This window comes from Pseudoduganella namucuonensis (assembly GCF_900116645.1).
Classification (GTDB): Bacteria; Pseudomonadota; Gammaproteobacteria; order Burkholderiales; family Burkholderiaceae_D; genus Rugamonas; species Rugamonas namucuonensis.
The window spans coordinates 62,160-76,044 of sequence record NZ_FPBO01000032.1 but is presented as its reverse complement, the minus strand read 5'-3'; the positions used below and the strand labels follow the sequence as shown (position 1 = coordinate 76,044).

At 67.3% G+C, this 13,885-nt stretch carries 10 protein-coding genes; 9 read left to right on the top strand and 1 reads right to left on the bottom strand.

The features are described 5' to 3' along the window. The first annotated feature begins 109 nt into the window (after positions 1 to 109). Positions 110 to 1,459: a TAXI family TRAP transporter solute-binding subunit gene (locus BM436_RS26840; protein ID WP_093558630.1), complete on the top strand. Its 1,350-nt coding sequence runs from the start codon at positions 110 to 112 to the stop codon at positions 1,457 to 1,459. A 142-nt stretch (positions 1,460 to 1,601) separates the two neighbouring features. Continuing rightward, the gene (locus BM436_RS26835) at positions 1,602 to 4,088 is read left to right on the top strand and encodes a TonB-dependent receptor plug domain-containing protein (RefSeq protein WP_093558602.1); all 2,487 of its coding nucleotides are present in this window, start codon (positions 1,602 to 1,604) and stop codon (positions 4,086 to 4,088) included. Between the two features lie 103 nt (positions 4,089 to 4,191). Here the strand turns inward: BM436_RS26835 and BM436_RS26830 are convergent, their stop codons facing one another. Beyond that, on the bottom strand, positions 4,192 to 4,650 hold the full coding sequence (locus BM436_RS26830) for a rhodanese-like domain-containing protein (RefSeq protein WP_093558601.1): 459 nt from the start codon (positions 4,648 to 4,650) through the stop codon (positions 4,192 to 4,194). A gap of 354 nt (positions 4,651 to 5,004) precedes the next feature. Between BM436_RS26830 and glnA the strand changes: the two genes are divergently transcribed. From glnA to BM436_RS26795, 7 genes are all read left to right on the top strand, one after another. Continuing rightward, entirely contained in the window at positions 5,005 to 6,420 is a 1,416-nt protein-coding gene (gene glnA, locus BM436_RS26825) for a type I glutamate--ammonia ligase (RefSeq protein WP_093558600.1), read from the top strand. Between the two features lie 152 nt (positions 6,421 to 6,572). Beyond that, positions 6,573 to 7,025 carry a DUF4124 domain-containing protein gene (locus BM436_RS26820; RefSeq protein WP_229490758.1) on the top strand — a complete coding sequence of 151 codons (453 nt, stop codon included), beginning with the start codon at positions 6,573 to 6,575 and terminating at the stop codon, positions 7,023 to 7,025. 43 nt (positions 7,026 to 7,068) lie between these two features. Next, on the top strand, positions 7,069 to 8,178 hold the full coding sequence (gene glnL, locus BM436_RS26815; RefSeq protein WP_093558598.1) for a nitrogen regulation protein NR(II): 1,110 nt from the start codon (positions 7,069 to 7,071) through the stop codon (positions 8,176 to 8,178). Positions 8,179 to 8,245: 67 nt separating this feature from the next. Next, positions 8,246 to 9,772 (top strand): nitrogen regulation protein NR(I), encoded by a 1,527-nt coding sequence (gene ntrC, locus BM436_RS26810; protein WP_093558597.1) that lies wholly within the window; start codon positions 8,246 to 8,248, stop codon positions 9,770 to 9,772. A gap of 69 nt (positions 9,773 to 9,841) precedes the next feature. Next, positions 9,842 to 10,807: a magnesium/cobalt transporter CorA gene (corA, locus tag BM436_RS26805; protein WP_093558596.1), complete on the top strand. Its 966-nt coding sequence runs from the start codon at positions 9,842 to 9,844 to the stop codon at positions 10,805 to 10,807. A gap of 121 nt (positions 10,808 to 10,928) precedes the next feature. Then, positions 10,929 to 12,488: an HD domain-containing phosphohydrolase gene (locus tag BM436_RS26800; protein WP_177307532.1), complete on the top strand. Its 1,560-nt coding sequence runs from the start codon at positions 10,929 to 10,931 to the stop codon at positions 12,486 to 12,488. Between the two features lie 50 nt (positions 12,489 to 12,538). Beyond that, complete coding sequence (locus BM436_RS26795; RefSeq protein WP_093558594.1) at positions 12,539 to 13,885, top strand: sensor histidine kinase; 1,347 nt, start codon at positions 12,539 to 12,541, stop codon at positions 13,883 to 13,885.

Here is a 13,885-nt window from a genome sequence, read left to right as displayed (position 1 = left end):
TTGGCTTTGGCCCGAGGGGCGGAACGCGGGTCTGTCCCCTTTCACGCGGCCTTGCATAATCGACCATGTGCTGGCATCGTGGTGCCCCATGAAACCCATGCGCCACCACATGTCCAAGATCCTCGCGTTCACCCGCTTCTCGCCGCGCGACCTGCTCGTCACGGCCGGCCCCACCATCCTGGCCATTGCCGCCGCCTGCTTCGCCGCCTACCTGCTGGTCGATCCCGCGCCGCCGCGCGTGGTGACGCTGTCCACCGGCCAGGAGAACAGCGCCTACGAGGTGTTCGGCAAGAAATACGCCGAGCTGCTGGGCAGGCACGGCATCAAGGTGGAACTGCGGCCCTCGCAGGGCTCGCTGGAGAACCTGCAGCGCCTGAACGCGGGCCGCGTCGACATCGGCTTCGTGCAGAGCGGCTCCATCACGCAGGAGGACGCCCAGCGCCGCAACCTGGTGTCGATCGGCAGCCTGTTCACGGAGCCGGTCTGGCTGTTCCTGCGCGAGGACGTGAAGGTGGCCGACCTGACGCGGCTGAAGGGCTTGCGCATCAACCTGGGGCCCGAGGGCAGCGGCGTGCCGCGCATGTTCAAGCAGGTGCTGGCCGCCAACGGCGTCGAACCGGAGGACTTGAAACTGAGCGCGCTGGAGAACACGCCCGCCACCGTGGAACTGCTGGAAAAGCGCATCGACGGCCTGGTGTTCAGCTCCGCGCCGGACGCGCCGCTGGTGCAGATGCTGCTCATCACGCCCGGCATCAAGCTGTTCGACTTCGCCCAGGCCGAGGCCTACGCGCGCCGCCTGCCGTTCCTGGCGCACGCGGTGCTGCCGCGCGGCATCGTCGACCTGGGCCGCGACCTGCCCGCCAAGGACTACCACCTGATCGCGCCCACCGCCACCCTGGTCGCGCGCGAGGACCTGCATCCGGCCCTGGTCGACCTGTTCGTGCAGGCCGCCGGCGAGATCCACGGCGGCGCCGGCTGGTTCCAGCAGCAGGGCCAGTTCCCCTCGCCGCGCTACACCGAGATCCCGCTGGCGCACGAGGCGGCCAAGTTCTACAAGGACGGGCCGCCCTTCCTGCAGCGCTATATGAGCTTCTGGCTGGCCAATTTCTTCGACCGCATGTGGGTGGTGGTGGTGGCGCTGGGCGCGCTGATCCTGCCGCTGTCCAAGGTGGTGCCGCCGCTGTACGTGTGGCGCATCCGCTCGCGCGTGTTCCGCTGGTACGGCCAGCTGCGCACGGTGGAGCAGGCGTTGGCCGCCGCGCCGGCCGACGCGCGCGCGCGCATCCACGCGGAACAGCTGGCGCGCCTCAACGAGATCGAGGACACGGTCAACCAGATCTCCATCCCGCTGGCCTTCGCCGACGAGCTGTACGGCCTGCGCGGCCACATCAACCTGGTGCGCCAGCGCATCCTCGCCCACCTGGGCGCCGAGGCCGCGCCGGCCCCCGAAAGCGCGTAAGTAAAACTACTTAATTCACTCCTGAATCTGTTGTTTCTCGAAAACATTCGCTACGCGTTTGATAGTGTGACGCGGATTTCTTTTGACTTTGCATTTGTGGAAACGCAATATTTCTTTTCCATCAGACCATCTAGGGGTTGCAATGCAGAGAAATACCGCGCCAAAAATGCAAGGGATCGCGCTTGCCGTCGCTTCGCTGTTCGTCTCCGCCGCCGGTGCCCAGAACACCCCGGCCCCCGCTGAACCCTCGGCCACCGTGGTGGTGACCGGCACCCGCGTCGCCAACCGCACCGCGCTCGACACCGCCTCGCCGGTCGACATCATCAGCGCCGACACCATCAAGAACAGCGGCGTGCCGGAAATCGCGCAGGCGCTGTCGGTGGCGCTGCCGTCGCTGAACTTCCCCCGCCCAGGCCTGGCCGACGGCACCGACACCGTGCGTCCCGCCACCTTGCGCGGCCTGGCGCCGGACCAGACCCTGGTGCTGGTGAACTCCAAGCGCCGCCACACCTCCTCGCTGGTGAACCTGAACGGCACCATCGGCCGCGGCTCCTCGTCGGTGGACATGAACACCATCCCGTCGGCGATGATCAAGAACATCGAGGTGCTGCGCGACGGCGCCTCCGCCCAGTACGGCTCGGACGCCATCGCCGGCGTGGTCAACCTGCGCCTGCGCACCGACCGCTCCGGCGGCGAATTCACCGCCGGCTACGGCGAGCGCCGCACCGAGTACGATTTCATCGCCGGCGCGTTGCCGGCCGGCGCCACCTGGGACGCGAAAACCTCCCGCAAGCGCCACGACGGCGGCACCGCCACCGTCAGCGGCTGGAAGGGCCTGGAGCTGGGCGAGGCGGGCCACCTGACCATCGCCGCCGAGTACAAGGACCAGGAGCACACCGAGCGCAGCGGCTACGACGTGCGCCAGCAATACCCGCTGGTGAACGGCGCCTTCGACCCGCGCGAAGCCACCATCAACCGCTTCAACGCCTGGTACGGCGAGCCCGAGATGCGGCAGTCGACCGTGTTCGCCAACGCCGGCTACAATCTGGAGGGCGGCGTCAAGCTGTACGGCTGGAGCAGCTACCAGAAGCGCGAGGCGCAGTCGGCCGGCTTCTTCCGCCGCGCGCTGCAGGACCAGAACATCATCGCCATCTACCCGAACGGCTTCCTGCCCATCATCGCGCCGGAGGTGGACGACCACAGCGCCACCGGCGGCGTCACCTGGTCCATCGGCGACTGGGACATGGACGCCTCGCTGGGCTACGGCAAGAACAAGATGGCCTACACCATCGAGAACACGCTGAACCGCTCGATCGGCCCGTCCAGCAAGACCGCGTTCTACGCCGGCGGCTTCTCCTACGACCAGTTGACCTTCAACCTGTCCGGCGTGCGCCAGTTCGAGGCCGGCCTGTCCTCGCCGCTGAACGTGGCGGTGGGCGCCGAGGCGCGCCGGGAGGGCTACAAGCTGTTCGCCGGCGAGGACGACTCCTGGCGCTACGGCGGCCAGGTGCTGGCCAACGGCACGCCGGCGCCGCCGGGCGCCCAGGTGTTCCCCGGCTTCCGTCCGGCCGACGCCAGCGACGTGCACCGTAGCGCGCTGAGCGCCTATGTGGACGTGGAGGCCAACCTGACCAAGCAGTTCCTGGGATCGGTGGCGGTGCGCGCCGAGCACTACTCGGACTTCGGCAACAGCGTCTCCGGCAAGCTGGCCGGCCGCTACGACTTCGCCAAGGAATTCGCGCTGCGCGGCTCGGTGCAGAACGGCTTCCGCGCGCCGTCGCTGCAGCAGCAGTCGTTCACCTCGACCTCGACCAACTTCATCAACGGCGTGCCGTTCGAGATCACCACCTTCAAGCCGGGCAGCCCGGCCGCCATCGCGCTCGGCGCCAAGCCGCTGGACGCGGAAAAGTCGGTCAACTTCTCGCTCGGCTCGGTGATCCGCCTGGGCGCGGTCAACATCACGGCGGACGCCTTCCACATCAAGATCAAGGACCGCATCGTGCTGTCCGAGAACCTGACGGCGGCCAATGTGCGCAACTACCTGACCTCGCAGGGCTTCATCGGCGTGGGCGGCGGCCGCTTCTTCATCAACGGCGTGGACACCACCACCAAGGGCATCGACATCGTCACCAGCCTGCCGGTGCGGACCGGCGGCTACGGCAAGCTGGACTTCACGCTGGCCGCCAACTACACCAAGACCGACGTGACCAAGGTGCCGGTCACGGCGCAGCTGGCGGCGCTGTCGCCGGCGCCGGTGCTGTTCGACCGGGTCAACGTGCTGACCTTCACGGACGGCACGCCGAAGACCAAGCTGATCGCCAGCTCGACCTGGTCCCACGGCCCGTTCGGCGTGACCGCGCGCGCCACGCGCTACGGCAAGATCCTGGCCCCGGGAACCACGCCGGCGCTGGACTTCTGGCTGGGCGCCAAGACGCTGGTGGACCTGGAGGGACGCTACGCGTTCACCAAAAAGCTGTCGCTGGCGGTGGGGGCGGACAACCTGTTCGACCAGTATCCGGACTCCTACCCGGCGGCGCTGAACACCACCGGCAACGCGCCGTACTCGAACTACTCGCCGTTCGGCCGTTCCGGCCGCTACGTCTACGCGCGCCTGAACTACGCGCTGTAATCGCCAAACCGGGGACAGACCCTCCGCGCCACAAGCTGACGCCAGAGTCAGCGTCGGTGATCGCGGGTCTGTCCCCTTGGCCGCCGTCCGGCGTGGACGGGGGTCACGCCCCCGTCCACGGCAGCCCGGCCTTGCACCAGCCGCCGACGGTCTTGCGATGGCCGTCGGCGTCCTTGTCCCCCTCGAATCCCTCCAGGATGTCGTAGCACTGCGTATAGCCGTGCTCGGTGGCCAGTTTGGCCGCGTGGCGCGAGCGCACGCCGGAACGGCACAGGAACAGCAGCACCTGGTCCTTGCCGGCCGCCGCCGCCAGCTGCTCGACGAACTGCGGATTGGGCACGCCGCCCGGATACGTGCTCCACTGCACCGCGCCATGCTGGGTTTCCGGGATCGCCACCCGGCCCACCCAGTCGCGCTCCGCATTGGTGCGCACGTCGATCAGCTTCACGCCGTGATCGGCCTGCAGCAGTGCAAACGCCTCCTGTGGCGTCACGGCGCCGGCGTAGGGCAGGGAGGTGTCGCGGCCGCGCGCGCGGTCCAGGATGTCATTAATGGTGCTCATGGCGATTTTTCCCACTCCAGGTGTCAATATTGCGTTTATTATAGTAGCCCGAATCGTTCGCACCGGGCCGTTGCACCAATGTGATGCGTTTTTCCGGGGATTCCCAAAAAAGCACCAAACAAGTGCGTAATTTAATGGTTGCACCTTTTTGGTGCCGTGTTGAGATTGCGCAAAAACAGTGCGTTTTGGGGCCCGAACGATTTTAGGATCAGTTGCCTGCACAATGAAAGAAACATGTTGCATAAGGAAATTCCTTTTGTGTTGGCACGCTTCCTGCTTTATAGTTCCACGAGTTTCTAGTCGCACGCACTACCGATAGCGTGGGCTGACCCACTTTTTCACTAGGAGATACGCATGGCATTGACCGCCGCAGAAGTCTTGAAAATGGTTAAAGACAACGAAGTCAAATTCGTTGATTTCCGCTTCGCTGATACCCGTGGTAAAGAACAGCACGTGACCGTGCCCGTGTCGCACTTCGACATCGACAAGTTCGAATCCGGTCACGCTTTCGACGGCTCCTCGATCGCCGGCTGGAAAGGTATCGAAGCTTCGGACATGATCCTGCTGCCGGACCCAGCGACCGCGAACATCGACCCGTTCATGGAAGAAACCACGCTGTTCATGCAGTGCGACGTGATCGAACCGTCGGACGGCAAGGGCTACGACCGTGACCCGCGCTCCATCGCCAAGCGCGCCGAGGCCTACCTGAAATCGTCCGGCCTGGGCGACACCGCCTACTTCGGCCCCGAGCCAGAGTTCTTCATCTTCGACTCCGTCAAGTGGAAAATCGACATGTCCGGCGCGTCGGTCAAGATCGATTCCGACGAAGCCTCCTGGTCGACCGACAAGGACATCGAAGGCGGCAACAGCGGCCACCGTCCAACCGTCAAGGGCGGCTACTTCCCAGTGCCACCAGTGGACTCCTTCCAGGACATGCGTTCGGAAATGTGCCTGATCCTGGAATCGCTGGGCATCCCGGTCGAAGTGCACCACCACGAAGTGGCCGGCGCCGGCCAGAATGAAATCGGCACCAAGTTCTCGACCTTGGTCGAGCGCGCCGACTGGACCCAGAACCTGAAATACGTGGTCTGGAACGTGGCCCACAGCTATGGCAAAACCGCCACCTTCATGCCCAAGCCCATCGTTGGCGACAACGGTTCCGGCATGCACGTGCACCAGTCGATCTGGAAAGACGGCAAAAACCTGTTCGCCGGCGACGGCTATGCCGGCCTGTCCGACTTCGCGCTGTACTACATCGGCGGCATCATCAAGCACGCCAAGGCGCTGAACGCGATCACCAACCCAGGCACCAACTCGTACAAGCGTCTGGTTCCAGGCTACGAGGCGCCGGTGAAACTGGCCTACTCGGCCCGCAACCGCTCGGCTTCGATCCGTATTCCACACGTGGCCAATCCAAAAGGCCGCCGTATCGAAACCCGCTTCCCCGACCCGCTGGCGAACCCGTACCTGTGCTTCGCCGCGCTGATGATGGCCGGCCTGGACGGCGTGCAGAACAAGATCCACCCGGGCGAAGCCGCGTCGAAAGACCTGTACCACCTGCCGCCGGAAGAAGACGCGCTGATCCCGACCGTCTGCGCATCGCTGGAAGAGGCCCTGGACGCGCTGAACAAGGACCGCGAGTTCCTGACCCGCGGCGGCGTGTTCACCGATTCCATGATCGACGCCTACCTGGAACTGAAAATGACCGAAGTCACCCGTATGCGTCAAACCACGCACCCGGTCGAATTCGACATGTACTACTCGCTGTAATAGCGACTGCGCCGGTGCCAACCGGCGCACCACCGAACGCGAGGACAGCCCGGCTCTCCTCGCGTTTTTTTTGGCGGATGTTGTATAGTCGGGGCATGACTACCTGGAATTTTTTGCGAGCGTTGACGCTCGCCGCGAGCGGGGCCGCGGGGATGGCGACGGCGCAGGCGCAGCAGATCTACCTGTGCGTGGACGCCGGCGGCCACAAGGAATTGACCGACACCCGGAAGCACGCCGGCTGCAAGCCGCTGGACATCCCGGGCGCGATCCCGGCGCCCGCGCCGAGACGGGTCGAGGGCGCCCAGCGCCCGCGCGCGCCGGCGCCCGCGCCGGCCGCCACGCCGGGCGATTTCCCGCGCGTCGACAGCGGCGAGCAGAAGGCGCGCGACAACGACCGGCGCCAGATCCTGCAGGACGAGCTGAGTGGCGAGCAGGCCAGGCTGACCGAGCTCAAGCGCGAGTTCAACGGCGGCGAGCCCGAGCGGCGCGGCGACGAGCGCAATTACGCGAAATACCAGGAACGCGTGGCCAACCTGAAAGACAGCATCAGCCGCTCGGAAAAGAATGTGGAAGCCCTGAAGCGCGAGATCGCCAACATCCGCTGACCCAGGGGCGGTCCCACGGATTGCCATCTAAGGGGGAGTGCCCATGAGCCTCGTCACCAACATCGCCCGCGCGGCCGCCGCCATCGTGCGGCCGCAATCGCTGGCCGGCATGGAATTGCTGGCCTCGGCCGTGATCCTGCTGGACGCCGACGGCCACATCACCTACATCAACGCGGCCGCCGAGAACCTGCTGGAGAGCTCGCTCAAGGCGCTGGCGCGCCAGAAGCTGTCGGCGCTGTTCACCAACCCGGACGAGCTGCAGCACATCATCGCGCAGGCGCGCGAGCACAAGTTCTCCGACCTGCGCCAGGACTTGACCCTGGAGCGCGCCGGCAAGGACCCGCTGCAGGTCGACAGCATGGTGTCGGCGCTGGACGAGCCGCCCGGCGCCGTGCTGATCGAGCTGCGCGAGAACGTGCAGCAGCTCAAGCTGGACCGCGAGGAGCGCATCCTCGACCAAAGCCAGGTCAACAAGGAGCTGATCCGCAACCTGGCGCACGAGATCAAGAACCCGCTGGGCGGCATCCGCGGCGCGGCCCAGCTGCTGGAGATGGAGCTGCCGCCGCTGCACCTGGCCGAGCTGCGCGAATACACCCAGGTCATCATCAAGGAGGCGGACCGGCTGCAGACCCTGGTCGACCGCCTGCTGGCGCCGCACCGCCGCCCGCACATCGTCGGCGACGTCAACATCCACGAGGTGTGCGAGCGCGTGCGCAGCCTGATCCTGGCCGAGTTCCCCGTCGGGATCAGCATCCGGCGCGACTACGACGCCTCCATTCCCGAGTTCCGCGGCGACAAGGAGCAGCTGATCCAGACCGTGCTCAACATCGCGCACAACGCCGCGCAGGCCCTGTCCGAACGCATCGTCCAGGGCGACGCCGAGCTGATTTTGAAGACCCGCGTGGCGCGCCAGGTGACGCTGGCCAAGGTCCGCTACAACCTGGCATTAGACTTGCATATCATCGACAATGGACCGGGCATCTCGCCCCAGATCCGCGACCGTATCTTCTATCCGCTGGTGTCGGGGCGGGAGGGCGGCAGCGGCCTGGGGTTGACGCTGGCGCAGACCTTCGTGCAGCAGCACCTGGGTGTGATCGAGTGCGAGAGCCGGCCTGGATTTACGGACTTCAGGATATTGCTGCCGCTGCCATGAATGGCTTCGGCGCCATCCGTGGGACGGATCCCTTGAGAGATCCACATTGCGGGACCAAAGAGAACACATGAAGCCAATCTGGATAGTAGACGACGACGAATCGATTCGCTGGGTACTGGGCAAGGCGCTGGCGCGGGAAAACCTCGCCACCAAGAGTTTCGCCAACGCGCGCGACGCCATCGCCGCGCTGGACCACGAGACGCCGCAGGTGCTGGTGTCCGACATCCGCATGCCGGGCGACTCCGGCCTCGATTTGCTGCAGCTGGTGAAGTCGCGCTTTCCCGGCCTGCCGGTCATCATCATCACCGCGTTTTCCGACCTGGATTCGGCCGTGGCGGCCTTCCAGGGCGGCGCCTTCGAATACCTGGCCAAGCCGTTCGACATCGACAAGGCCGTGGAGCTGATCCGGCGCGCGCTGGACGAGAGCCTGCGCGAGGCCAGCGTGGAATCGGGCCCGGCGGAAACCCCGGAGATCCTGGGCCAGGCGCCGGCCATGCAGGAGGTGTTCCGCGCCATCGGCCGCCTGTCGCAATCGAACGTCACGGTGCTCATCACCGGCGAGTCCGGCACCGGCAAGGAACTGGTGGCGCGCGCGCTGCACAAGCACAGCCCGCGCGCGTCCCAGCCCTTCATCGCGCTGAACACGGCGGCCATCCCCAAGGACCTGCTCGAATCCGAACTGTTCGGCCACGAGCGCGGCGCCTTCACCGGCGCCCAGACCACCCGCCGCGGCCGCTTCGAGCAGGCCGAGAACGGCACCCTGTTCCTCGACGAGATCGGCGACATGCCCTTCGACCTGCAGACGCGGCTGCTGCGGGTGCTGTCGGACGGCCATTTCTACCGCGTCGGCGGGCACCAGCCGATGAAGGCCAACGTGCGCGTGATCACGGCGACGCACCAGAATCTGGAGCAGCGCGTGCGCGACGGCCTGTTCCGCGAGGATTTGTATCACCGCCTGAACGTGATCCGCCTGCGTCTGCCCAGTTTGAGGGAGCGGCGCGAGGATATCCCCATTTTGGTGCGCCACTTTTTGGTGCAGAGCGCCAAGCAGCTGGGCGTGGAGGCCAAGCGCATGAGCGACGCGGCGCTGCACTTCCTGTGCGGCCTGGAGTTGCCCGGCAATGTGCGCCAGCTGGAAAACCTGTGCAACTGGATCACCGTGATGGCCCCCGGCCAGACCGTCGAGGTGAAGGACTTGCCGCTGGAACTGACCCAGGAGCAGGGCGGCGGCCACGCCAACGGCGCGTCCAGCCAGGGCGTGCCGGCCTCGCTGGCCTACCACGCCAGTGAGCACAGCAGCCTGTCGCACCACGGCACCGTGGTGACGCTGCCGGTCGGCGAGGCGCCGCCGGCGGCCGGCGGTCCGGACGGCTGGCTGGCGCTGCTGGAACTGCAGGCGGCCGGCATGCTGGCCGGCGGCCAGCAGGACGTGATGGACGTGCTGGGCCGGCAATTCGAATCGGCGCTGATCCGCACCGCCTTGAAGCACACGCACGGCCGCAAGAACGACGCGGCGGTGCGCCTGGGCATAGGCCGCAACACCATCACGCGCAAGATCGCCGAGCTCGGCATCGACGGCGCCAAGGACGACTAGTGACCCACTAGCGGCCGGCCGGGCGGCGGCCGGCGTGCTAAGCTCTCGGCTTTACCGCCGGGAACGCTTATGCTGATCAACTGTGTCGCCTACCAGGATGGCCGCAAGATGGCCGATGTCGAAGTCGAGGACATCAGCGACTACATCGCCCGCGGCGATTGCTTTGTCTGGGTCGCCCTGCGCGACGGCGACGCCGCCGAACTGGCCAAGATGCAGGAGGAGTTCGGCCTGCACGACCTGTCCATCGAGGACGCCTGCCGCGGCCACCAGCGGCCCAAGATCGAGGAATACGGCGACTCGCTGTTCGCGGTGGTCAAGACCGTCGAGCAGCACGGCGACGAGCTGGTGGTCGGCGAGGTCGACATCTTCGTCGGCCCCAACTACGTGCTGTCGAACCGCCAGCACAGCGCGCGCGACTTCCTCGGCGTGCGCGCGCGCGCCGAGCGCGAGCCGCACCTGCTCAAGCAGGGCCCGGCCTTCGTGCTGTACGCGCTGATGGACGCCGTGGTCGACCGCTACTTCCCCATCGTCGACGAGATGGAAACCGAACTGGAACGGATCGAGGACAGCATCTTCAACGAGACCGCCAAGCGCGCCAACGTGGCCCGCCTGTACGCGCTCAAGCGCAAGGCGATGACGCTGCGCCACGCGGTGGCGCCGCTGCTGGACGCGATCGGCAAGCTGCACGGCGGCCGCGTGCCCGCCGTCTGCGCCGGCACCCAGGAATACTTCCGCGACGTGCACGACCACCTGCACCGCATCAACGCCAGCCTGGACACCATCCGCGACACCATCGCCACCGCGATCCAGGTGCACCTGTCGATGGTGGCCATCGACGACGGCGAGGTCAACAAGCGCCTGGCCGCCTGGGCCGCGATTTTCGCCGTGATGACGGCCTTCGCCGGCATCTGGGGCATGAACTTCAAGTTCATGCCGGAGCTCGATTCGCGGTACGGCTATCCGGCGGCGCTGGGCCTGATGGCCACCGTCTGCGCCTACCTGTACCGCCGCTTCCGCCGCGCCGGCTGGCTGTGAGCCTGCCCCCGTCATGTCGCGGAGCAATTAAATCTTGCGTCGGACATGTGATCCTGGACAATGGCTGGATGTACAATCCATGCTAAGGATGCCCATAAGAGTGCCCCCAAGAGGTAGCACCATGACCGAAGACGACGACATGCTGTTCGAGGACGACGCCGCGCCCGCCGGCGCGCCCGCCCCTTCGCCGGCCTGGCAGGTCCTGGTCGTCGACGACGAGGTGTCGGTGCACCAGGTGACGCAGCTGGTGATGTCCGATTTCACCTTCGACGGCCGGCCGCTGCGCTTCACCCACTGCTACAGCGCCGCCGAGGCGCGCGCCGCGCTGTCCCGCCCCAACCAGTTCGCGCTGATCCTGCTGGACGTGGTGATGGAGAGCGAGCACGCCGGCCTGGACCTCGTCAAGCACATCCGCGAGGAACTGGGCAACGGCATGGTGCGCATCGTGCTGCGCACCGGGCAGCCGGGCCAGGCGCCGCAGGCCTACGTGCTCAAGACCTACGACATCAACGACTACCGCGAAAAGACCGACCTCACGCATGCCAAGCTGAGCACCGTGTTCTATTCGGCGCTGCGCGCCTACCGCGACCTGACGCGGCTCGAGCGCGCGCGCGCCGGCCTGCGCCGCTCGATCGACGCCATCACCCAGGTGTGCGACTCGGACAACCTGCGCGGCTTTTGCTCGGCCGTGCTGGAGCAGGCCAGCGCGCTGCTGGGCCACGACGGCGAGGGCGTGTGCGCCAGCCGCCAGGGCGGCGGCGACGTCCGCGGCGGCGTCGACGCCTACGCCGCCGCCCGCACCGACGCCGGCCTGAGGGTGCTGGCCGTGACGCCGGCCTACGCCGCCCTGCGGGTGGACGAAACGCTGGACCGTTTGCCGCTGCCGGTGCGCCAAGCCTTCATCCGCTGCATGCGCGAGCGGCGCGACCACCATGGCGACCGCCATTACGCCTGCTACTACCGCACCCGCGAGGACAACGAATGCCTGCTGTACATGGCGTTCTCCGAGCCGATCGGCGAGGAGGAGCGCGAATTGCTGGGCATGTTCTCGGCCAATGTCGCCATCACCTACGAGAAGCTGCTGCAGCGCGAGGAGATCGCCGCCACCCAGGAGGCCACGGTCGCCATCCTGGGCGAGGCGCTCGAGCGCCGCTCGGCGGCGCCGGGCGCCCACGTGCGGCGGGTCGGCGCGATCTCCGCCATGCTGGCGGACGCGGCGCGGCTGGCGCCGGGCGCCGCGCGGCGGCTGCGCCTGGCGGCGCCGCTGCACGACGTCGGCCACGCCGCCGTGCCCGACGACGTGCTCAACACGCCGGGCCCGCTGGACGACGCGCAATGGGGCGTCATGCGCCGGCACTGCGAGGCCGGGCGCGCCATGCTGGCCGGTTCGCCCCAGCCGGTGCTCAAGCTGGCCGCCGCCATCGCCCACGAGCACCACGAGCGCTGGGATGGCGCCGGCTATCCGCGCGGCCTGAGCGGCGAGCGCATCAGCATGGCCGGCCGCATCGTGGCGCTGGCCGATTTCGTCGACGCCATGGTCAGCCCGCGCTGCTACCGTCCCGCCTGGCCGCTGGAGCACGCGCTCGAGCAGGTGCGCGCGGAGAGCGGCAAGCGCTTCGACCCCGCGCTGGCGTTGCTGCTGCTGGCGCGGGAGGCCGAACTGCGCCGGCTTTACGAGTAGCCGCCGCCGCGCCCCTTGCCCCGCTTGCCCCTTGCCAGTCTGGAGACGCCATGAGCAGTCCCGCCGTATTCGACGAACACGATGGCCGCCTGCTGGCGGAAGCGGCGCTGCGCTCCATCACCGCGTCCACCTCGCGCCTGCGCGGCGACGAGTTCATGCGCATGCTGGTGCGGGACCTGGCCGAGGTGCTGGACGTCACCTACGTGATCGCCGGCCGCGTGATCGCCATGGCCGACGGCGGCGAGGGCATCCGCACGCTGGCCGTGTGGGCCGGCGACCGGCACATCGACAACATGGAATACAGCCTGATGCACACCCCCTGCCAGGACGTGACGGACCAGACCATGTGCTTCCACGCCTGCGGCATCCAGGCCGACTATCCGCGGGACACGCTGCTGGTCGACATGCGCGCCGAGAGCTACATCGGCATGCCGATGATCGACACCGAGGGCAAGACGCTGGGCATCCTGTCGGCCATCGACACCAAGCCCATGGCCGAGAACAAGCGGCTGCTGGCCTTGTCGCTGCTGTCCATCTTCGCCTCGCGCTGCGCGGCAGAGCTGCAGCACCAGGACCGGGAGGCGCTGCTGGAGCTGAAGGTGCAGCAGCGCACCGAGGCGCTGCGCGCGGCGCAGGCCAGCATGGTGGAGCAGGAAAAGATGGCGGCGCTGGGCGCGCTGGTGGCCGGCGTGGCGCACGAGGTCAACACGCCGATCGGCGTGGCGGTGACGGCCGCCTCCGGCATGGCCGACTTCGCGCGGCAGATGATAGCCACCTTGAACAGCCCCAAGGTGAGCCGTTCGGACATGGTGGCGCTGGCCACGCGCCTGCAGGGCGCGGCCTCGCTGATCGAGCAGAACCTGGCGCGCGCGGCCGAATTGATCGGCAACTTCAAGCAGTTGGCGGTGGACCAGGGCGCCGAGCACGTCACGGAACTGGCGCTGCACGACTACGTGCAAGGCGTGGTGTCGGCGCACAGCCCGGCACTGCGCAAGGGAACCATCGGCGTGGCGCTGGACATCGATCCGCTGCTGCGGCCGCGCCTGCCGGCCGGCAAGCTGTCGCAAATCCTGTCCAACTTGCTGATGAATTCGGCCAAGCACGGCTACCCGGACGGCGGGCCGGGCCTGGTGACGGTGGGCGCCCGCGTCGCCGACGTGGACGGCCAGCCGTGGCTGCTGATGGATTTCGCCGACGACGGCGTCGGCCTGGCGCCCGGCGTGCGCGAGCGCGTGTTCGAACCCTTCTTCACCACCAAGCGGGGGCAGGGCGGCTCGGGGCTGGGCATGCACATCGTCTACACCATCGTGCACCAGATGGGCGGCCACGTCGCGGTGGACGCGGCCGTGGAGCGGGGCTGCCGCTTCCACATCAAGCTGCCGCTGCGGCGGGACTGA

Excerpts from the sequence above, each read along its gene's own strand:
- corA (WP_093558596.1), top strand. The coding sequence starts at position 9,842 with ATGCTGATCAACTGTGTCGCCTACCAGGATGGCCGCAAGATGGCCGAT.
- BM436_RS26835 (WP_093558602.1), top strand. The coding sequence starts at position 1,602 with ATGCAGAGAAATACCGCGCCAAAAATGCAAGGGATCGCGCTTGCCGTC.
- BM436_RS26795 (WP_093558594.1), top strand. The coding sequence starts at position 12,539 with ATGAGCAGTCCCGCCGTATTCGACGAACACGATGGCCGCCTGCTGGCG.
- BM436_RS26800 (WP_177307532.1), top strand. The coding sequence starts at position 10,929 with ATGACCGAAGACGACGACATGCTGTTCGAGGACGACGCCGCGCCCGCC.
- glnL (WP_093558598.1), top strand. The coding sequence starts at position 7,069 with ATGAGCCTCGTCACCAACATCGCCCGCGCGGCCGCCGCCATCGTGCGG.
- ntrC (WP_093558597.1), top strand. The coding sequence starts at position 8,246 with ATGAAGCCAATCTGGATAGTAGACGACGACGAATCGATTCGCTGGGTA.
- BM436_RS26830 (WP_093558601.1), bottom strand. The coding sequence starts at position 4,650 with ATGAGCACCATTAATGACATCCTGGACCGCGCGCGCGGCCGCGACACC.
- glnA (WP_093558600.1), top strand. The coding sequence starts at position 5,005 with ATGGCATTGACCGCCGCAGAAGTCTTGAAAATGGTTAAAGACAACGAA.
- BM436_RS26820 (WP_229490758.1), top strand. The coding sequence starts at position 6,573 with ATGGCGACGGCGCAGGCGCAGCAGATCTACCTGTGCGTGGACGCCGGC.
- BM436_RS26840 (WP_093558630.1), top strand. The coding sequence starts at position 110 with ATGTCCAAGATCCTCGCGTTCACCCGCTTCTCGCCGCGCGACCTGCTC.